Origin of the sequence: Hymenobacter endophyticus, from assembly GCF_032464715.1 — a bacterium.
Lineage (GTDB): Bacteria > Bacteroidota > Bacteroidia > Cytophagales > Hymenobacteraceae > Hymenobacter > Hymenobacter endophyticus.
In genome coordinates this window covers 209,880-229,621 of record NZ_JAWDJT010000007.1, presented here as the reverse complement: position 1 = coordinate 229,621, position 19,742 = coordinate 209,880, and the positions used below count along the sequence as shown (strand labels likewise).

The 19,742-nt window shown below is 56.3% G+C and carries 18 protein-coding genes, 1 tRNA gene and 1 pseudogene; 8 read left to right on the top strand and 12 right to left on the bottom strand.

Annotated elements, in window-relative coordinates:
• Nucleotides 1-501 precede the first annotated feature (501 nt).
• The 4 genes from ROI90_RS12435 to ROI90_RS12420 all read right to left on the bottom strand — a co-directional run bounded on the left by ROI90_RS12435 (nucleotide 502) and on the right by ROI90_RS12420 (nucleotide 4,954).
• Nucleotides 502-1,773 (bottom strand): adenylosuccinate synthase, encoded by a 1,272-nt coding sequence (locus tag ROI90_RS12435; RefSeq protein ID WP_315998669.1) that lies wholly within the window; start codon nucleotides 1,771-1,773, stop codon nucleotides 502-504.
• Nucleotides 1,773-2,120, bottom strand: coding sequence for an STAS domain-containing protein (locus tag ROI90_RS12430; RefSeq protein ID WP_315998668.1), 348 nt, complete (start codon nucleotides 2,118-2,120; stop codon nucleotides 1,773-1,775). The genes ROI90_RS12435 and ROI90_RS12430 overlap by 1 nt, the downstream gene beginning before the upstream one ends.
• Entirely contained in the window at nucleotides 2,117-2,605 is a 489-nt protein-coding gene (locus ROI90_RS12425; RefSeq protein WP_315998667.1) for a Fur family transcriptional regulator, read from the bottom strand. The genes ROI90_RS12430 and ROI90_RS12425 overlap by 4 nt, the downstream gene beginning before the upstream one ends.
• 141 nt (nucleotides 2,606-2,746) lie before the next feature.
• A complete protein-coding gene (locus ROI90_RS12420) occupies nucleotides 2,747-4,954 on the bottom strand; it encodes a RelA/SpoT family protein (RefSeq protein ID WP_315998666.1) in 2,208 nt (735 codons plus the stop codon).
• Between the two features lie 331 nt (nucleotides 4,955-5,285).
• Here ROI90_RS12420 and ROI90_RS12415 point away from each other — a divergent pair.
• The 6 genes and pseudogenes from ROI90_RS12415 (at nucleotide 5,286) to ROI90_RS12390 (ending at nucleotide 9,745) form a co-directional block, all read left to right on the top strand.
• Nucleotides 5,286-5,367, top strand: a tRNA-Leu gene (locus ROI90_RS12415).
• Between the two features lie 120 nt (nucleotides 5,368-5,487).
• Nucleotides 5,488-6,816: a trigger factor gene (gene tig, locus ROI90_RS12410; protein WP_315998665.1), complete on the top strand. Its 1,329-nt coding sequence runs from the start codon at nucleotides 5,488-5,490 to the stop codon at nucleotides 6,814-6,816.
• Nucleotides 6,817-6,982: 166 nt separating this feature from the next.
• The gene (locus tag ROI90_RS12405) at nucleotides 6,983-7,690 is read left to right on the top strand and encodes a ClpP family protease (RefSeq protein ID WP_125421224.1); all 708 of its coding nucleotides are present in this window, start codon (nucleotides 6,983-6,985) and stop codon (nucleotides 7,688-7,690) included.
• 305 nt (nucleotides 7,691-7,995) lie between these two features.
• A complete protein-coding gene (gene clpX / locus ROI90_RS12400; protein ID WP_315998664.1) occupies nucleotides 7,996-9,219 on the top strand; it encodes an ATP-dependent Clp protease ATP-binding subunit ClpX in 1,224 nt (407 codons plus the stop codon).
• Between the two features lie 41 nt (nucleotides 9,220-9,260).
• Entirely contained in the window at nucleotides 9,261-9,485 is a 225-nt protein-coding gene (locus tag ROI90_RS12395; protein ID WP_315998663.1) for a hypothetical protein, read from the top strand.
• Nucleotides 9,482-9,745, top strand: a pseudogene (locus ROI90_RS12390) (Txe/YoeB family addiction module toxin). The gene ROI90_RS12395 and the pseudogene ROI90_RS12390 overlap by 4 nt, the downstream one beginning before the upstream one ends.
• Nucleotides 9,746-10,122: 377 nt before the next feature.
• On the opposite strand, the gene lpxB reads toward ROI90_RS12390, so the two are convergent.
• From lpxB to ROI90_RS12370, 4 genes are all read right to left on the bottom strand, one after another.
• Nucleotides 10,123-11,232: a lipid-A-disaccharide synthase gene (gene lpxB / locus ROI90_RS12385; RefSeq protein ID WP_315998662.1), complete on the bottom strand. Its 1,110-nt coding sequence runs from the start codon at nucleotides 11,230-11,232 to the stop codon at nucleotides 10,123-10,125.
• A gap of 121 nt (nucleotides 11,233-11,353) precedes the next feature.
• A complete protein-coding gene (locus ROI90_RS12380) occupies nucleotides 11,354-11,773 on the bottom strand; it encodes a 6-pyruvoyl trahydropterin synthase family protein (protein ID WP_315998661.1) in 420 nt (139 codons plus the stop codon).
• Nucleotides 11,774-11,932: 159 nt separating this feature from the next.
• Entirely contained in the window at nucleotides 11,933-12,931 is a 999-nt protein-coding gene (locus ROI90_RS12375) for a FecCD family ABC transporter permease (RefSeq protein ID WP_315998660.1), read from the bottom strand.
• Between the two features lie 19 nt (nucleotides 12,932-12,950).
• Entirely contained in the window at nucleotides 12,951-13,880 is a 930-nt protein-coding gene (locus ROI90_RS12370) for an ABC transporter substrate-binding protein (protein ID WP_315998659.1), read from the bottom strand.
• A gap of 163 nt (nucleotides 13,881-14,043) precedes the next feature.
• Here ROI90_RS12370 and rfaD point away from each other — a divergent pair, with 163 nt between their 5' ends.
• The gene (rfaD, locus tag ROI90_RS12365) at nucleotides 14,044-15,009 is read left to right on the top strand and encodes an ADP-glyceromanno-heptose 6-epimerase (protein WP_315998658.1); all 966 of its coding nucleotides are present in this window, start codon (nucleotides 14,044-14,046) and stop codon (nucleotides 15,007-15,009) included.
• A 240-nt stretch (nucleotides 15,010-15,249) separates the two neighbouring features.
• On the top strand, nucleotides 15,250-16,647 hold the full coding sequence (locus tag ROI90_RS12360) for an FAD/NAD(P)-binding protein (protein ID WP_315998657.1): 1,398 nt from the start codon (nucleotides 15,250-15,252) through the stop codon (nucleotides 16,645-16,647).
• A gap of 85 nt (nucleotides 16,648-16,732) precedes the next feature.
• Here ROI90_RS12360 and ROI90_RS12355 read toward each other — a convergent pair whose 3' ends face one another.
• The 4 genes from ROI90_RS12355 to ROI90_RS12340 all read right to left on the bottom strand — a co-directional run bounded on the left by ROI90_RS12355 (nucleotide 16,733) and on the right by ROI90_RS12340 (nucleotide 19,402).
• Nucleotides 16,733-17,008, bottom strand: a complete 276-nt coding sequence (locus ROI90_RS12355) for a hypothetical protein (RefSeq protein ID WP_315998656.1) — start codon at nucleotides 17,006-17,008, stop codon at nucleotides 16,733-16,735.
• A gap of 112 nt (nucleotides 17,009-17,120) precedes the next feature.
• Complete coding sequence (locus ROI90_RS12350) at nucleotides 17,121-18,125, bottom strand: zinc-binding dehydrogenase (RefSeq protein WP_315998655.1); 1,005 nt, start codon at nucleotides 18,123-18,125, stop codon at nucleotides 17,121-17,123.
• Between the two features lie 38 nt (nucleotides 18,126-18,163).
• The gene (locus ROI90_RS12345) at nucleotides 18,164-18,571 is read right to left on the bottom strand and encodes a thiol-disulfide oxidoreductase DCC family protein (protein ID WP_315998654.1); all 408 of its coding nucleotides are present in this window, start codon (nucleotides 18,569-18,571) and stop codon (nucleotides 18,164-18,166) included.
• Nucleotides 18,572-18,634: 63 nt separating this feature from the next.
• Nucleotides 18,635-19,402: a Dph6-related ATP pyrophosphatase gene (locus ROI90_RS12340; RefSeq protein ID WP_315998653.1), complete on the bottom strand. Its 768-nt coding sequence runs from the start codon at nucleotides 19,400-19,402 to the stop codon at nucleotides 18,635-18,637.
• Between the last annotated feature and the right edge of the window lie 340 nt (nucleotides 19,403-19,742).

Sequence of the window (19,742 nt, the reverse complement as noted above, 5' to 3'; positions counted from 1 at the left end):
GGCTGCAAAGGTAAGCGACTGTTCTGCCTTTTTCCAAGAGTCAGGCGAAAAAAGTTTTTCGTATCGGACTCGTAAAAAGCGCCTCCTTCTGAAGCGGGGTGCAAAGGTAGCAACTTCTCGCTGACTTTCGCAACCCCGGTAGCTATCTTTTTTTTCAACGCTCCTTCCCGAGGAAAGTGATGAGCTGAAGCAAGGTACCGGGAGGCCAGATAGAACTGGCGCGCTGGTGGCCCGGAGGTTGGCAGCGGCCCTACCCGCGTTTCGGATTGGGAGTGCAAAAGTGGGGCTTTGGGGCGGAACTTCCAAACCTGCCGCTAAAAAACCCGTTGAAGGGCGGCTGTGTACCTCCCTTGTTTGCTGTGATACAACTTATTACGTGCGTTAAAAAGTTCGCTGGCTTTTGAGAAATGTGGTGTTGAGCACTTGAATAAAATCAGAAACCCTATCTACAGCGCTGTAGATAGGGTTTCTGATTTTACTTGGCTTTGAAAGATGCGGGCATTATTTCATGTGAAGCGTGCTTACTCGGTCAGGTCCTACGCTCACGATGCTTACTGGTACTTCCAGATGTTCTTCTAAGAAGCGAACGTACTCTTTCAGTTGCTGGGGAAGTGCCTGCGGATCGGTGATGGATTGCAACTCGGTGCGCCAGCCGGGTAGGCTCTTATATATAGGAGTGAGTTTTTCCAGGTCGCCGTGGTCGGGCAGATGGTCGGTTTGCTCGCCGTTGGGCAATTCATAATGAGTGCAGACCTGGATTTCGTCGAACTCATCCAGCACATCGGCTTTCATGAGGTGGATTTCGGTAACACCGTTCAGCATGATGCTGTAGCGCAGGGCGGGCAGATCAATCCAGCCGCAGCGGCGGGGGCGGCCGGTGGTGGAGCCAAACTCGCGGCCGGCTTGCCGGATCTGTTCCCCTACTGCGTCGTGCAGCTCGGTGGGGAACGGGCCGCTGCCTACCCGGGTGCAGTAGGCTTTGCTGATGCCGTACACCTTATCTATATGGCGAGGGGCAATACCGAGGCCGGTGCAGGCTCCGGCTACAATGGTGCTGGAGGACGTTACATAGGGATACGTGCCAAAATCAATGTCCAGCATGGAGCCCTGGGCCCCTTCGGCCAGCACATTTTTACCCTGACGCAGCAGGTCGTTCAGCAGGTACTCGGTATCGGTGAGTTTAAGGGTGCGCAGGAACTCAACGGCGGAAAAGAAATCGGCCTCGAATTCTGCAATGTCGAGGCCGCGGCCGTGGAATTCAGCTAAAGAAGCGTGACGAGCAACGGTTTGCTGGTAGCGCTCCTGGAAATCGGGCAACAGGATATCCCCAACCCGCAGGCCCGTGCGGCCAACCTTATCCTGGTACGTGGGGCCGATACCTTTTAATGTAGAGCCGATTTTGCTGCCGCCCCGGGCTTCTTCGCTGATGCGGTCGAGGGCGCGGTGCGAGGGCAGGATAAGCTGAGCTTTGCGGGAGATGTAGAGATTATTACCCCAGTCAATGCCCCGGTCGGTGAGTTTCTGCAGCTCTTGGCGGAATACTACCGGATCAAGCACCACGCCGTTGCCGACTACATTGATAATGTGGGGGTGGAAAATGCCGGAAGGCACCTGGTGCAGCACATGCTTGGTGCCATCGAAGGTGAGGGTGTGGCCGGCGTTGGGGCCGCCCTGAAAGCGGGCTACCACATCATAGGTAGGGGCTAATACATCTACGATTTTGCCTTTGCCTTCATCACCCCACTGTAGGCCTACTAGTACGTCAACGGGCATTAGTTTGCAGCTTTCAGTTGTTGAGCAGCTGATTGTTCATCATCTGCTATGGAAAAAATAGCGTTCAGCTTGGTTAGCGCCAGCATTTTGCGCGGGTGGTCGGCGGGGTTGATGAGCAGCAACTCACCGCCGCGGCTGCGGAATTTGGTCAGCAACGATACCAGAACCCCGATGCCGGTGCTATTGATGTAGCGAATGCCCGACAAATCGACGGCGCAATGGCGCAGGTCGTCGCCGAGGTGCTGGTCGACGCTTTGCAGGAGCTGCTGGGTATCGGGGCTACCGATTAAGTCGCCGGAAAGGCGCACGAAGAGGATGCCATCCTGGACGGCGGAATCAGTTTTCATTCGGCTTGAGAGCGGGTGGCTTTGGCGCGACAGTCGCCGCACACGCCGTAAAGATTTAAAGAGTGGTGCAAGATATGGAAGTTGAGTAACTCCCCGACCATGGTTTGGATACCGTGGATGCGCGGGTCGCAGAACTCGACGACTTTATGGCACTCGGTGCAGATGACGTGGTCGTGCTGGCGGTAGCCGTAGCTTTTCTCGTACTGCGCCAGGTTGCGCCCAAACTGGTGTTTGCTGACCAGGCCATGCTCCACCAGCAGATCGAGGGTGTTGTACACGGTGGCGCGGCTGACCTGCAGGCCCTGCTCCTTCATGCCCGCGTATAGTTCCTCCACGTCGAAGTGGCCGGTGCGGGAGTAGATTTCCTCCAGAATGGCGTACCGCTCGGAGGTTTTGCGTAGGCCCTTATTTTCGAGGTAGGCCGTAAAAATCTTCTTTACCTCCTCGTATTTCTCGTGGTCGAGATGCTTCTCAGAAACAGCCATTGGTGGGGTTTCGCTGGTAAAAAGTAAGAACCAGCAGAGACAGGCAAAGTTAAGCAGCTTGGTAGCTACGTCCAGCCTGCTGCGGGGAACTTCTTATACTATTATATGCTGTACGTTTTCGGGAGAACTTTTTAGAGCTAATCAGGAGTCGAAGCGTTCAACCAGCAGCACTCCATTCACTTTGGAAAGCCGTTGAATCATTTTATCCAGATGGGCCGTGTCGTTCACGAATACCATGATCTGGCCTTCGAACATGCCGTCGTCGGAGTCGATGGTGATGGAGCGCATGTTTACCTTGAGGCTGTTACTGATGATGCGCGTTACGTCATTCACCAGCCCTACCCTATCGGAGCCTTTGATGCGGATACCGGCCAGAAACGCCAGCTCCGACTGATCCGTCCACTTGGCGCGCACGATGCGGTTGCCGTAGTTGGACATCATCTGCACGGCTTTGGGGCAGGAGGTGCGGTGAATCACGATGCCCTGGTCGGTTTCAAAACCGAACACGTCGTCGCCGGGAATGGGGTTGCAGCAGGGGGCGATGGTGTAATCGAACTTGTCGGTGCGGTTTCCGATTACCAGCATATTGGCGTTTATGCCGCGCACCTTCTGCACCTCGTGGTCGAAGGCTTTCGGTTCCAGCATATAGGGCAAGCGCGGCGCTTCTATGTTGGTGTCGAACAAGTCCTTCTGAATAGCCCGCCCGTCAAGCTGACCGACGGCAATGCGGTAGAAGAAGTCGGAGGCGTTGCCGGTGTTGAAGTGGGCCAGCAGGCGGTTGAGGTTGTCCTGGTTATACTCCACGCCCAGCAGCTCCAGGCGCTTTTCTACCAGGTAACGGCCATCCTCGGACTTATTGCGCTTGTCGTCACGCAGCCAGTCCTTGATGCGAGAGCGGGCCTTGGAGGTAGTCACGTATTGCAACCACTCCTCGGTGGGTTTCTGCTTGTGCGAAGTCAGGATTTCGATCTGGTCGCCGTTGCGGAGCTGGTAGCTGAGAGGTTGGAGCTTCTGGTTGACTTTGGCCCCGAGACATTGCAGACCGATGTGGGAGTGAATCTCGAAAGCAAAATCCAAGGCTGTGGCCTTATCGGGCAGGATGATGAGCTTGCCTTTGGGCGTAAAGGCGTACACCTCCTTTACGAACAGGTTCTGGCGGAACTCATCCATGAACTCCAGGGCGCTGGAATTATTGGATTCGAGCATTTCGCGCACCTTGTTGATCCAGGATTCCAGCGTGGACTCCGATTGGGCCGTGGCCGCATCCTTATACTTCCAGTGGGCGGCGTAGCCTTTTTCGGCAATATCATCCATGCGGCGGCTCCGGATCTGCACCTCCACCCACTGCCCTGTGCGCGACATAACGGTGGTGTGCAGGCTCTCGTAGCCGTTGGCTTTGGGCGTGCTTACCCAGTCGCGCAGGCGGTCGGGGTTGGGCTGGTAGAAGTCGGTGACGATGCTGTATACCTGCCAGCAGGCGGCTTTTTCCTGCTCCGGCGGCACGTCCAGAATAATACGAATGGCGAATAAATCATACACCTCATCGAAGGTGATATTCTGCTTGCGCATCTTCCGCAGAATGGAGTAGATGCTTTTGGGCCGGCCCTTCACCTCGTACTGGAAGCCCTGGGCCTTCAGCTCCTCATCAACGGGCTGCACGAACTCCTTAATAAAGCGGTTACGGGCGGCCCGGCTCTGGCGCACCCGGTTTACCAACTCGGTATAGATTTCCGTATCGGTATACTTCAGGTACAGGTCCTCCAGCTCGGTTTTGATGCTGTACAAACCCAGACGGTGAGCCAGCGGCGCGTAGAGGTAAATAGTTTCGGAGGCAATTTTGAGCTGCTTGTGGCGCGGCATCGAGTCCAGCGTCCGCATATTGTGCAGGCGGTCGGCGAGCTTGATGATAATCACGCGCACATCGTCCGACAGCGTGAGCAGCATTTTGCGGAAGTTCTCGGCCTGCTCGGAGGTGCCGTAGTCGAACACGCCCGAAATTTTGGTGAGCCCATCCACGATGCGCGCCACTTTGGGGCCGAACTCCCGCTCCACATCGGCTACCTCCCAGGGCGTATCTTCCACCACATCATGCAGCAGGGCCGCAATAATACTGGTAGTGCCAAGGCCGATTTCCTCCACCACAATCTGGGCTACGGCCAGCGGGTGCAAAATGTAGGGCTCCCCCGATTTGCGGCGCATTTCTTTGTGCGCTTCCAGGGAGGTGTTGAAGGCCTTTTTAATGAGCTTGGCGTCGCCTTCTTTCAAGTAAGGCTTAGCGGTGCGAAGCAGGCGGCGGTAGTGGCGCAGAATTTCCTGACGTTCTACCTCGGGGTCGATGACGATGGACATGGTACGCGGGCGGCGCCGAACGGCACCGGAATATCGAATGGCTAAGGTACGGCTTACGCAGGAAGCCTGGCCCTGGTAGGCAACCCAACGCCCGAACTGAGTATCGGTTAGTTATTTCCTGGCAAACAAGGGCGTGTAGTAGTTCGTGCAGATTTAGCGACCTGCACCCGAAATACCCGCACATTTCGGCGGAATACGTCCTTGCCTGGGCGAATCCAAGAGCAGTGGGGCCCAGCAACCAACTAGAATAAAGTAATAGAGTTTGACTAAGCGTTTGTTTTTCCGGTAGGCTTCCGTAGTTTTGCGCCCCCGAGGCAGTTGGCCTTGAGACGCGGATGTGGCGAAATTGGTAGACGTGCCAGACTTAGGATCTGGTGCCGCAAGGCGTGTGGGTTCGAGTCCCTCCATCCGCACTTTAGGTTTTTGTAGTAAAAACCGCATTTAAACCCTCAACCCACCCGTTGGGGGTTTCTTTTTACCCGGGTTTTGGCCCGCTGTTTACCCAACGTAGTACCCTTAACCGACCCCTAGTTTTGGACATTACCCTCGACAAGAAAGACGACCAGCTCCATGCCATCCTGACAGTGAAACTCACGGAGGCTGACTATGCTCCCACCGTGGAGAACAAGCTGAAGGAATACAGCAAAAAGGCGCAGATCAAGGGTTTCCGCCCAGGCAAGGTGCCGGTTACGTTGGTGCGCAAAATGTACGGCAAAGGCATCCTGGTAGAGGAAATCAACCAACTGCTAAGCCAGTCGGTGGATGGCTATATCAAGGAGAACAACCTGAAGATTCTGGGTGAGCCCCTGCCCGTTCCCACGGACATCGACTTCGACAACCAAAAGGATTACTCCTTCCAGTTTGAGCTGGGCCTGCTGCCCGAGTTCGAGCTGCCCGGCGACCAGGCCGTTAGCGTTGACCGCCACAAGGTTGACCTCGACGAGAACACCTTGAGCGAAACCTACGAGCAGCTGGGCCGCCAGTTCGGCGAAACCACCGAGCCCGAGGCTTCGGAAGCAAATGACTTCGTCTACGGCAAGCTGAATAAGGCTGGCGAAGAAGGTGAAGGCCGCGTAGTATTGCTGCCCACCAACAAGCTAAAGGCTGATGCTGACAAGTTTGTGGGGGTGAAAGCTGGTGACGAAATTACCTTCGACCTGAAAAAAGCTTTCGGTGATGACCTGCAGGCTATTCGCAACTTCTCGGGCCTGAGCAAGGAGGAAGCCGAGAAAATTGAAGGTGACTACACCTTAACCGTCGAGAAAATCCAGCGTTCTGCCCCGGCTGAGTTCAACCAGGAGCTGTTCGACAAGGTGTTCGGCAAAGATCAGATTACGTCGAAAGAAGATTTCGAGGAGAAAGTACGCTCCACGGTACAGGAGAACTACGACCGGGAATCTGACAACCTGGTAAACCGCCAGATCATCGACAAGATGCTGGAAAGCACCACGATTGAAGTTCCCAAGGAGTTCTTCAAGAAGTGGCTGCAGCGCGCCAACCAGGACAAGCTGACGCCCGAGCAGATTGAGGAGCATTACGAAGACTACGAGAAGGAGCTGAAGTGGTCGTTGATCCGCAACAAAGTGGTAGAAACCAACGAGCTGCAGGTATCGAACGAAGAAATTGTTGACCGCACCATCCAGAAAATTCTGGGCCAGTTCAACATGGAGCTGACCCCGGAGCTGGAAGAGTCGGTACGTGGTTTTGCTGACAACTACCTGCGCCAAGAGAACGGCAAAAACTACGTAAGCGAGTATGAGGCCATTCTGGCAGAGAAAGTGCTGGAAAACCTGCGCGGCAAAGTTGTTGTTAATGACAACCCGATTACGGCCGAGGACTTCCGCAATCAGAATGCTGGCTAACCGCTGACATTTCCGGTTTTCGAACCAACAAAAAAGCCCTTACTTGCCGTAAGGGCTTTTTTATTATCTGGTCCCAAGAGTTTGAACTCGGCCACGCGGTTCGTCCGTATAGGCAGGCTTGAGGCTCCTTTTTCTTACCTCTACATCCCAACTCCTTTTTCTTCCCATGTTGAATAAACAAGAGTTCCGCAAGTTTGCCGTGAAAGGCCAGGGCCTGAGTGGCCTGGGCGTTGACCAATACATCCAGCACGTAGAAGGCCAGACCCGCAACGGCCTGATCATGCCTACGGGTATGACCCGCTCAGTAATTGAGGAGCGCCCCACGCGCTTCGCCGAAATTGACGTGTTTTCGCGCCTGATCATGGACCGGATTGTGTTCCTGGGCACGGCCGTGGACGACTACATTGCCAACATCCTGACGGCGCAGATGCTGTTTCTAGAATCAGTTGATGCTAAGAAGGACATCCTGCTCTACATCAACTCGCCCGGTGGCTCGGTGTACGCTGGCTTGGGCATCTATGATACCATGCAGTACGTGAACCCTGATGTGGCTACTATCTGCACGGGTCTGGCCGCTTCTATGGGTGCGGTGCTGCTGGCGGGTGGTGCTAAAGACAAACGTTCGGCCCTCCCCCACGCCCGCGTAATGATTCACCAGCCCTCGGGTGGCGCGCAAGGCCAGTCGACGGATATTGAAATTACAGCCCGCGAGATTCTCAAGCTCAAAAAGGAGTTGTATGACATTCTGGCGAAGCACACCGGCAAAACTTACCAGGAAATCTACGACAACTCGGAGCGCGACTACTGGATGCGCGCCGATGAGGCCAAAGAGTACGGCCTGATTGACGAAGTACTGGAGAAGAAGTCGGCGTAATCTGACGTGTATTTAGAAGAACGTCATTCCGAGCGAAGGCGCAGCCGAAGCTGAGGAATCTCGCTTGTTGGTAATCAAAATTAGTTTGGCAACACCAGCACGCAAGATTCCTCGGTAAGCTCGGAATGACGTTCTTTTGAACCTGTTACAACAAAAAAGCCCGCTTTGGCGGGCTTTTTTGTTAAGTTAGAAGGCAACTGTGGGGGCACTTTTTCGCTCCTACGGGGCGTTGGCCTTTTCGTACCTTTGCGGTAGGCCGGCGTGAGCTACCTACCCCTCCCCTTTTTCAGCGAGTTACTTTAGCAATGGCGGATATTACGTGCTCCTTCTGCGGCAAGAGCAAGAAAGACGTTTCGGTGATGATTTCGGGCATCAACGCCCACATCTGCGAGCGGTGTGTGGGCCAGGCTCAGCAAATTCTGAACGAGGAAAATAAGATCCGGGCCAACTCCAAGGCACCGAAGTTTAACCTCGTGAAGCCGCGCGAGATGAAGGACTACCTCGACCAGTACGTGGTAGGCCAGGACGAAGCCAAGAAGGTAATGTCGGTGGCGGTGTACAACCACTACAAGCGCCTGATGCAGAAACCGCAGAAGGACGACGTGGTGATTGAGAAGTCGAACATCATTATGGTGGGCGAAACCGGCACGGGCAAAACCTTCCTCACGCGCATGCTGGCCAACATTCTGCAGGTGCCCTTCTGCATTGCCGATGCGACGGTGCTGACGGAAGCCGGCTACGTGGGCGAGGACGTGGAAAGCATTCTGACCCGCCTGCTGCAAGCCGCCGACTACAACGTGGAAGCGGCGGAGCGCGGCATCGTGTACATCGACGAAATCGACAAGATTGCCCGCAAGAGCGACAACCCCAGCATCACGCGCGACGTGAGCGGGGAGGGTGTGCAGCAGGCCATGCTGAAGCTGCTGGAAGGCACCACGGTGAATGTGCCCCCGCACGGCGGCCGCAAGCACCCCGAGCAGAAGATGATTACGGTGAACACCGAAAACATCCTGTTCATCTGCGGCGGCGCCTTCGTGGGCATCGACCGGATCATCAAGAACCGCCTCAACACCAAGCCCATCGGTTTCGCCAAAACGCAGCTGGAGGAAAAGGTAGACACCAACAACTTCCTGCGCTACGTAACAGCCCAGGATCTGAAAGCCTTCGGGCTGATTCCGGAGCTGATTGGCCGCCTGCCGGTACTCACCCACCTCAACCCGCTGGACCACGCCACCCTGCGCAAAATCCTGACGGAGCCCAAGAACTCCATCGTGAAGCAGTACCAGCGCCTGTTTGATATGGAAGGCATTCAGCTGAGCTTCTCGGAAGGTGCCCTGGAATACATTGTAGTGAAAGCCGACGAATTCCGCCTCGGGGCCCGCGGCCTGCGCAGCATCTGCGAAGGCATCATGACCGACGCCATGTTCGACATGCCCTCGGAAGAAGGCACTACCGAACTGGTAATTGACGAGGAATACGCCCGGAGCAAATTCGAGCAGACGGCTATGAAGCAGCTGCGCGCGGCGTAAGGAGTTCTTGTCTGGTGTTTGCTAACTAGCTGCTTTCGAATATGAAAATCACATTTGAAGTACCTGAAAGTCGCGCAGGTTTTCTGCTGGAACTACTCCGTAGCTTGCCCTACGTCACGTTGCACGGCAAAGCCAGACAGGCAGCCCCGGTTGATGAAACGGCTCATCTGATGGCTTCACCAACCAATGCCGCCCGCCTTCAAGCCGCTATTGCCCGCGACAAAAACAACCAGCGTGAAGTGCACGAGCTGCCAGCTTCCATATGACGCTGAGTTGGGATGCCGATGCCTGGGAGGATTTTCAGTATTGGCTTGATACCGATAAAGCCATAGCCCGCAAGATTTGGGCGTTGCTGAAAGAATGTTTACGGACACCGACCATTGGCACTGGTAAGCCTGAAGCTCTCAAACATGACTACGCCGGTTATTGGTAGCGGCGCATTAGTGGGGAACATCGGCTGGTATATCGTTTTGAGAAAGAGCTAGTGCATGTCATTCAATGCCGTTACCACTATACTGAGCGGTAGGACGCAGAACATTTCAAGCTCTTTTATTGAATAAACACTCTTATTGGAGTCTGCGAATGTCCGCAGATTCCAATAAGAGTGTTTTTATATCATGCTATGCCCAATAATATTTGTTATCGGATACTAATATGGATTCCGGTTTTAGCATCCTTCCTATTAAGTTTTGCCCCCAACAACTGGCATATTGTTGGCATTATTCAAATTGGGCTATTTTATATAGGTGGTCGTAATATTTTAAAACAGGAAAGATTTACGAATAGGACAGCCTTAACAACGTGGTTAGCTTATCTACTAATAGCAGTCTGTACTTTTCTTTTGTCAATCTCAACTGTGCTTTTCAGTGACCTTAGTTTATAACCCATTTCCCACTGATACCTCTACCCTTTTAAATATCCCACCATCAGCTTAGCCGCTTTGTTAGCTGACTTCTGCTGGCCCAGCTTCTCACGGATTTCGGCGTAGCCGGCTTTCTGGCGGGCAATAGCCTGCTCGTCGGTGGTGATTTTCTTGAGTTCGGTGACGAGGTTGCGGGCGTTGAAGTCGCCCTGGATAAGCTCTTTTACTACCTCACGGCCAGCAATGAGGTTGACCAGAGAGATGTGGGGCACTTTGATAACGGCCTTACTAATGGCGTAAGATACGGCGCTGGTACGGTAGCACACTATCTGGGGCACATCGAACAGGGCGGTTTCGAGGGTGGCGGTGCCGCTGGTGACCAGGGCGGCGGTGGCGTGGGCCAGCAGGTCGTAGGTCTGGTCGAAAAGGATGCGGACGTTGTTGCGCTCGAAGTTGGCGTAGTAGTTCCGGTCAAGGTTATCGACGCCGGCCACGATGAATTGGTAGTCGAGGAAGGGCGGCAGAATGGCCACCATTTCGTAGAGCATTTCCTCAATTTCCTGCTTACGGGAGCCGGGCAGCACCGCAATGATGGGCCGCAGCGGGTCCAGGTCGTTGCGCTCGTAGAAATCCTCGGTTTTCTGGAATTCGGCTACCGCATCAGAGGTCGGGTTGCCGATGTAATCCACCTTGTAGTCGAAACGCTGGTAGAACTCCTCCTCGAAAGGCAGGATAACGAACATCTTGTCCACCAATGCCTTCACCTGATGCACGCGGCCCTGGTTCCAGGCCCATATTTTGGGTGAAATGTAGTAGAATACCTTCAGGCCGGCCGCTTTAGCGAACTTGGCCACCCGCATGTTGAAGCCGGCATAGTCTACTAGAATCACCACATCAGGCTGGTAGGCGAGCAAATCCTTCTGGCACTCCTTGAGGTAACCCCGGAATTTTAGGATGCTGGTAGCCGCTTCCCAGAAGCCCATGATGGCCATTTCCTGGTAGTGATGCACCAAGGTGCCCCCGGCTTCCTGCATCATATCCCCGCCCCAGCAGCGGAACTCAGCCTCGGGGTCTTGCTCGCGCAGGCCGCGCATAAGGTTGGCGGCGTGGAAATCCCCGGACCGTTCGCCCGCTATCAGGTAGTACTTCATGTTGTCAATTAAAAATTGAGAATTAAAAATTAAAAACTGACGCTCTGATTAAAAACAATCGGGACCTCCCGCTTGCGGAACGACCTGGTTTTTAATTCTCAATTTTTAATTTTTAATTGATTTATTCCTCGCCGAAGTATTCCACAAAGTTGCGGGGCGTTTCGTAGAGCTTGATGCTGTGCAGTTTGGCCGACGAAATACGCTCGATTTCGGGTTGTAGAATGCGCCAGAAGGCAATTACTAGGTTTTCAGTGCTGGCTAGCTGGCCCTGCATGAACGGCACATCGAGGTTGAGATTCTTGTGGTCTACCTGCTCCACGATGTGGGTACGGATAACCGTGCTAAGCTGCTTGAGGTCGATGACGAAGCCGGTTTCCGGATCAGGGCGGCCTTTGACGGTGACGATGAGGTCATAATTGTGGCCGTGCCAGTTGGCATTGGCGCAGGGGCCGAAGACTTCCCGGTTGCGCTCCTCGCTCCAGTTGGGATTGTGGAGCTTGTGGGCCGCGTTGAAGTGTTCCTGTCGGCTGATGTAAACCATTGTATGCGGGGCTGTTTTCTTGATGTGCTGCTGCGCTGGCCGCCTGGCTACCACACAAAAAGGCAGCAGCTGGCAGACCGAGTATGCGGAAATCCGGACTTATTTGGGCGGTGGCAGGCAACTTGCCTACTCCCTCAGCAAATCAGCTGATTAAACACATCAACTCTGTTTTCGCAGCAAATATACAAAGAACGGTACGCCAAATAGGGCGGTAACCAGCCCCACCGGCAAACCGGCCGGCGGATACAGCAGCCGCGCTAGTAAGTCGCAGAACACCATGAACGTGCCGCCCAGCAAGGCGCAGAACAGCAGGTTACCGCGGCGCACGGGGCCCAGCAGCCAACGGGTAATGTGCGGAATAACCAGCCCCACAAACCCTATGGGGCCGCACAATGCCACCGCGCACCCCGTAAGGCCAGAGGCAATAAGCAGCAGCAGCCAGCGCGTGCGGGCCACCGGCAACCCCAAGGCAACGGCCCGCTCCTCACCCAGCAGCAGCAGGTTAAGATTTTTCTGTAATAGCCACAGGGCACTCAGGCCCAGCAGTAGCGTGACGGCCGGATACGGCAGGATGGCCCAGCTGGCCCGCTCGAAGCCGCCCAGCGCCCAGAAGGTGATAGTGCGGAGCTTCTCTTCGGTGGCGGCCAGAAACGTGAGCAAGCCCCCGAGGGCCGTGGTAAGGGAACTGAGTGCCACACCAGCCAGCAGGAGTTGGGCCGGCACAATACGGCCCCGGCGGCTCCCAATAACTACCACCAGCAGCGTAACGCCCAACGCGCCGCCGAGGGCAGCCAGCGGCGGCAAATACACCCCGCCTATCATGAGCACCGGCACAAAGGCAAAGGTGATGCTGGCCCCTAACGCCCCGCCCGATGCCGTACCCAGCAGGTAAGGGTCAGCCAGAGGGTTGTTTACCATGAGCTGCATGAGGTAGCCGCTCACCGCCAGGGCCGCACCCGCCAGCAGGGCTAGCAGCAACCGAGGCAGCCGCAGCTCCACCAGCACTAGGTGGGCCGGGTCTTGAGGATTGTAGTGCAGCAGGGTGCGAGTCAGCAGGGCAAAATCCGTTTCGTAGCTTCCCACACGCAGGCCCAGTACCAGCAGCCCCAACAGGAGCAGCAGGCAGGCCAGAATCCAAGGGAAGGCGGAACGAGGCATGGCTAGCGGGTGGAAGGCATTATTTACCGGCCAGCAGCTGCTGCAACTCCCGCACCGAGGCCACTACGCGCGGACTAGGGCGCGACATCAGGTCGTCAGTGGGGCTGTAGATGCGGCGGGTTTGGTAGGCGCGGGTGCGCTTGAGCTCGGGATACAGCTTAAAGAAGGTGCTGTCCATTTTGCCGAAGCTGCCACCCAGAATCACGTCGGGGTTGAGCTTCAGGATATACTCCCGGGTGAGGGCCGGATAGGGCTGCGTGAATTTCTCTACCACTGCATTCTGGCCGCCCGCCAGCCTGATTTTATCCGTGAACAGCGTATTTTGGCCGTACACGTACACCGGGTCCGTCCAGGTAATAGCCAGCACGCGGGGCCGGACGCTTGGGGCAGCCGGAGCGGCCAGGGCCGTAAGCTCCCGCCGCAACGAGTCGACCACGCGGCGGGCGGGCTGCTCCCGTTGCAGGAGCTTGCCCAGGTTGGTTAGCCCTCCCAAAATATCCTCTACTTTTTGGTAACGCTGATAGTATACCGGAATACCTAGCTCCTGCAGCCGTTGGGCATCGGCCAGAGAGGTAATGCCTTCCGTGGTAAATACCACGTCGGGCTTCAGGGCCACCAACCGCTCAAAATCCAGCGGGTAGCTGTTGACAATGGGCTTGCGCAGGGCCGCCGCCGGGTAGTCGCATACTTGGGTGCGGGCCACAATGGTAGCCGTATCAGCCACGGCGTAGAGCATTTCCGTCATGGAAGCGGCCAGGGCCATTACCCGCTGCGGGTGCGTGGGCAGCGTAAGCTGGCGGCCCAGGTCGTCGCGCACTTGGTGAGTGGTGCTGACCGGGGCATTGGCAGTAGTAGCGGGCGTATCGGGCCGACAGGCCGCCAGAGCCACCAGCAACGGCAACACCCCCAGAGTGCGGCGCCGGAAGGCCAAAGAAGAAAGGCAGAACATGGGCGCAAAGGTAACCGCCGTTTGTAAGCAGCCGCGGCCTTTTAAGCAACCTAGGGCTTCTGGTTACGGTTATGCTGCGTACCGATGCTGGCGGCGGAAAGAAATTTGGCTTACTCGGCCAATCCGCGTAAACCGGCTTACTTTTGGCCTAAATTTCTGTCCTATGATTGTCGTAACCGGAGCCGCCGGCTTTATTGCCAGCTGTCTTGTCACCCGCCTTAATGCCGCCAACTTCAACGATATCGTGGTGGTGGATAATTTCACCGCCGAGCGCAAACTGGCCAATCTGAAAGGCAAGCACCTGCGCGAATACGTGGACCGGGAGGAGTTTTTCGAGTGGCTGGAGCAGCACCATGAGCAGGTAGAATTCATTTTCCATTTGGGCGCCCGTACTGATACTACCGAGCAAAACCGGGACGTGCTGAACGTGCTGAACCTGGAGTACTCGCAGAAAATGTGGCAGGCCTGCTGCCGCTATCAGCTGCCGCTGGTGTACGCTTCCTCGGCCGCCACGTACGGCTCCGGATCGTTGGGCTACTCCGATGATGATGCCCTACTGCCGCTGCTCAAGCCCCTAAACCCCTACGGCGACTCCAAGAACGACTTCGACAACTGGGCTATTCAGCAACCGGAAAAGCCATTTTTCTGGGCAGGCCTGAAATTCTTCAACGTATACGGCCCCAATGAGTACCATAAGGGCCGGATGGCTTCCGTAATTCTGCACGCTTTCCGGCAGGTACAGGAAACAGGCTCCATGACCCTGTTCCGCTCTCATAACCCCCAATACGCCGACGGGGAGCAACAGCGCGACTTCGTGTACGTGAAGGACGTGGTGGAGGTATGCCTGTTTCTGATGCAGACGCGCCAGCACTCCGGCATTTATAACCTAGGAACCGGCGAAGCCCGCACCTTCTTGGACCTCACGCTGAGCACTTTTGCCGCCCTCGGTCAAACAGCTGATATCCGCTTCCGCGACACCCCGGAGGATATTCGGGACACCTACCAGTACTTCACCGAGGCCGATATGAGCAAGTTGCGCGCCATCGGCTACAACCGGCCGTTTACCAAGCTGGAGGATGGCGTGACGGATTACGTGCGTAACTACTTGGTGCCGGGCAACTACTATTAGAGCGGCCCAGAGACTCCGTAAACAGCAGGATTTATTTCGGATTACGCTACTTACAAGACCAGACGGTTGCATAACCATCTGGTCTTGTCTTTTTATTGACCATCAGTCAGTTATCGAATAACTACAACAATTACTACGTATCAACCTCGGGTATTAATTTTCGATTATATAGCAAAAATTAATTTTTATATCATTTTTTCCAGAGTACTTTACTCGCCGGTTCCCTTATTTCGACGGTTGGTGCAACGCAAAATCATAACGATTATTGGCGGCGGGTTTTCAGGCTCCATGCTGGCCGTACAGTTGGCCCGGCTCTCCGGTGACCTGCCATATTATTGCGACGTGCACTTGGTGGAGCCGCGGCCCGTCCCGGGCCCGGGGCTGGCCTACACTGCCCGCCGCCCTGAGTACCTGCTGAACGTGCGCAGCCAGTTTCTGAGTGCCTTCCCTGACCAACCCAACCACTTTCAAAATTGGCTGCAGCTAACCAGCCCGGAAGCCTGCGAACAGGGGTTTTGCTCCCGCCAGAGCTACGGCCGCTACATGCAGCAGTTGGTAAGCCAGGTGCTGGAGTGGCCTTCTCTCAACGGATTTCGCTTTACCTGGCACAACCAAACAGCTCAGGCCGTAGCGGTAGCGGCTGATGGGCAAGGAGCTACTGTGCGCCTCCACAATGGGCTGGAGTTGTTCAGTTCGTACGTGGTATTGGCCCTGGGCAACTTCCCGCCGCCCGTACCCATTTCCCACAGCCTCGATTATCTGAAGCACCCAAACTACCACGGTAACCCCTGGGCTCAGGGTGCCTTGCGCACTATTGGCCCCACCGATTCAATAGTGCTGATTGGGACTGGCTTAACGGCCGTGGATGTGCTGCTGGGCTTGCGCGCCGATGGCCATCAGGGAACCATAACAGCCATATCAAGGCACGGGCGCTGGCCGGCGGCGCACCAGTTCCAGCCCCTACCCTATCCGGATTTCTACGCTACCGACTTAGCTGCCTGCAGCACCGTACTGGAGGTACTGCGCGTAGTGCGCCGCCACGTACGGGCAGCGCAAAGCCAAGGCATTGACTGGCGCACAGTACTGGATTCGTTGCGGCCTTACCTGGGAAGAATTTGGGCTAGCTGGGCACTGCCAGAGCAGGCCCGCTTTCTGCGGCATTTGGCGGGTATCTGGTCAGTGCTCAGGCACCGAAGCCCCCCACAAAACGCTTTGGTAGTAGAGGAGATGCATCAGACCGGGCAGGTACGCTCAGCCATTGGGCGGGTGAAAAACATTGTTCCCACCACGCAGGGCCTACAGGTAACCGTGCAAAAAGGGCAGCAGCCACCAAGTGTACTTTCGGCCCAGCACGTCATCACCTGTACTGGCCCCCTACTCGACTACCGCCGCATTCAGGAGCCAGTTGTGGCAACCCTGCGGGAGCATGGCCACCTGCTATCCGATCCGCTGGGCCTGGGCATCCAAACGGATGAACATGGTGCCTTGATCAGCACAAATGGGCAGGCCTCAGAGGTATTATTTACCATAGGCCCAAGTCGGCGGCCGGCTTACTTTGAATCGACGGCGGTGCCGGAGCTACGGGAGCAGGCGGTGGCACTGGCGCAGGAGTTGGGCCAGCGCCTACGCTCCCGGTAGCACCTGTTACGGCAGCTGCGCCTTACAGCAAACGGCCCCCACTTTGCCATAAGCAGAGTGAGGGCCGTTTATTAGATGTCTACTATTAAGCCGCCAGTTCGTCGGGGGAGTACAGGGGCAGTACGGGAGTTTCGGGGGCAGAAACTGGTAGGGCAACCATGGCCGGGTATTGCTGGACCGAGCCACTGCGGCGCAGGGCACGCATGAGCAGGTACTTATACTTTTCGGCATCGGCCAAGGCGGCTTCTACTGCACGTACGGCGTCGTTATAGGCCACTACCGGTACCGATTCGGCAGCTTCGCCGGTGGGATACGTCAACTCAAAAACCGGACAAGCAAGGTAATCAGCGGGCGTCTTCATATGGCAGCAAGTTAGTTATTCGTTCGTTAAATAGCTAACCATATTAGCAGTCATTTGATTCCCCTGAACTCGCCTATTTTATTGGTTTTTACTAGTACCAACCAGCTATTTACTACTCCCGTATTTTTAGCAACAGCTTACCAAACTGCAGGCCATCCGCCATTCGCCGCAAAGCGTTTTCGCCCTCGGCCAACGGGAAGGTTTCATCAATAATGGGCTGGATGCGGTACTGCTCAAACAGGCTCACCATAGCGGCGAAATCCTGGGCGGTGCCCATGGTAGAGCCCAGTACTGACAGTTGCTTCCAGAATATTTTGCGGGCTGCTACATCGGGTATATCTCCTTGGGTGGCCCCGTAGAATACAATACGCCCGCCAGGGTTGGCAGCATCTACTAAGTGGTTGAAGCCAGGGCCGGCGGCACTGTCCACTAGTACATCAAAGCCCCCACCGGCCTGCTTGGTGAGTATAGCCGGCCAGTTCTCGGTGTGGTAGCTGATGCCACCCTTCGCGCCTAACTCAACGGCCCGGGCAATTTTTTCTTCTGAGCCAGAGGTAACCCAGACCTCGGCCCCCGTGACCACCGCCATTTGCAGGGCTAGTAGGGCCACTCCGCCCCCTACTCCACTAATCAGTACCCGCTCTCCGGGTTGCAGATTGGCCCGCGTAAACATTGCCCGATATGCCGTAACGCCGCCCAGGGGCAACGAAGCCGCTGCCTCAAAGCTGAGGTGTTCCGGCTTGGCCCGCACATTTTGAGCCGGTACGCACACATACTCCGCAAACGTGCCATCCTGGGGCAGGCCCAAAATCTGAAATTCACGGCCTTGGGCAGCCGGGTTAGGGCCCCAGTTGCTGCCGGGGTTGATGATAACGGCCTGCTCCAGCAGACTGGCATCCACTCCGTCGCCCAAGGCCGTAACCACCCCCGCTCCATCGGAGCCGAGAATGATGGGAAATTTCAGGCCGGCATACTGACCCTTCTGAATCCAGACGTCGCGGTGGTTAAGGGCGGCGGCGTGTAGAAGCACCTGTACCTGGCCCGGACCAGGCTGAGGCGTAGGAACTTCCTGTAGAACGGCGGGCTGATCAATACCGGCTAATACCAGAGCGTGCATAATGTGGGGTGGGAAGGAGAAAAAGGAAAAAGTAAGTGCTAAAGAAACCGGGCGCGCAGCTCAGGCGTGGGTAGCCAACAGGCATCCTGCCGCCCAAACCACCGGTAGCGGTAGCGGGCAATCAGCCGGTACACGGCATCACGCAGGCCACTAGGAACTCCCTGACCCAGCCGCGCCATCAGCCGCCAACCACCCCCCAGCCCGTGCAAAATCCCCAGTGCCGCCGCCGAGTGAGTATATGCCTGTCCGCCTATTAGCAGCACAACCGAGTCGGGCTCGGAGGGTGTGGGCAGTTGGTGGTGCCGCAGCAACGCCTGCCCAGCCTCTGACTGCAGCGCCGCAAACCGGAACCGGCCAGCGGCATCGTGGCGAATAACAAACTGCACAAACCCATTGCAGAGGTTGCACACCCCGTCGAAAAGAATGGTGGCCGACGCGTCGGACATGGGAAAATGAGCGGATTGGAGATGGTATAGGGACTGCTAAACCGCGCCAAATGTTTCATTCACTCAACGGGCAGTTGGCGCTACGGGCAGTAAGTCGCAGTACCAGAAGCCCGTGGTGAAGAGCGAGGATGTTGGTGCTGCGGCAGGGCTGTCAGAGTCATCTGCGGGGGTGCACGCGGTGCTGGCAGGGGACGCGTAGGTCCGGCGCACAATTTCGCCCCGCTCAAACGGGATGGGGCTGCTGAAATACGGGGCGTCAAACACGAAGCTGTGGTATTCCCCGTTTTCGCCGCAGCTGTCAACGCCGGGGGGCAAGTCGCGCAGGAAGTCAGCGTTCAGCTCCCGGCCGCAGAAGCTTTGGTCGAGGTATTGTTCATTCACGCACACCACCACGGCCCGAAAACCCAGCTCCAGATACTCGCGCAGCAGTTCGGCGTTGGGCCGCTGCCAGAGCGGAAACTCTGCTGCCAACCCAATGCTGGCCAACTGCTGCTCACGGTACCGGCGCAAATCCTCCAGGTAAATATCCCCGAAGATGGCCCGTTGAACTCCTTTGGCCTGCAACGGAGCCAGAGTAGCCCGCATCCGGGCTTCGTATTCCGCCATATCGGGCATTTCCGGCAGCTCCAGCTTGGTGAGTGGCAACCCGATGCGGTGGGCCTGCTGCTCCAGCAACGCTACTCGCACGCCGTGCATGGACACCCGGTCGTAGTGAGCATTTACACTGGTGAGCAAATCGGTAACGTGCAGGGCGGGGTTGCGCAGGGCATGGTAGAGGGCCAGAGCCGAATCTTTGCCGCCGCTCCAGTTCATGAAGGCAGGAAGGGACATGGGCCAAAGGTAGCCGCTGCTGCCCACCGGGCAAGGTGGAGCGCAACCGCAGCCCGGCCCCACACGTTTGCCCCCTTACGCCTTCTAACCTCATTTGCATGACCCTTGCTTCCAGAATAGCTTGCACGGTGGGCCTGACGGCACTCTTGGCTGGTTGCGGTGAAAAAGCCCGGCCTGCCGAAGCCCGAAACGCGGCCGGTACTACCGCCGATACTACGGGCACCAGCGGAGCTATACAGCAGCAGAGCGTGCAAAACTCCGTACCAGCTGGGCCAGCTCCCGGGCCAGGCCCGGGCCACTAGTATTCTCCTGTTCATTTTATATTTCACGCCCATTCTCA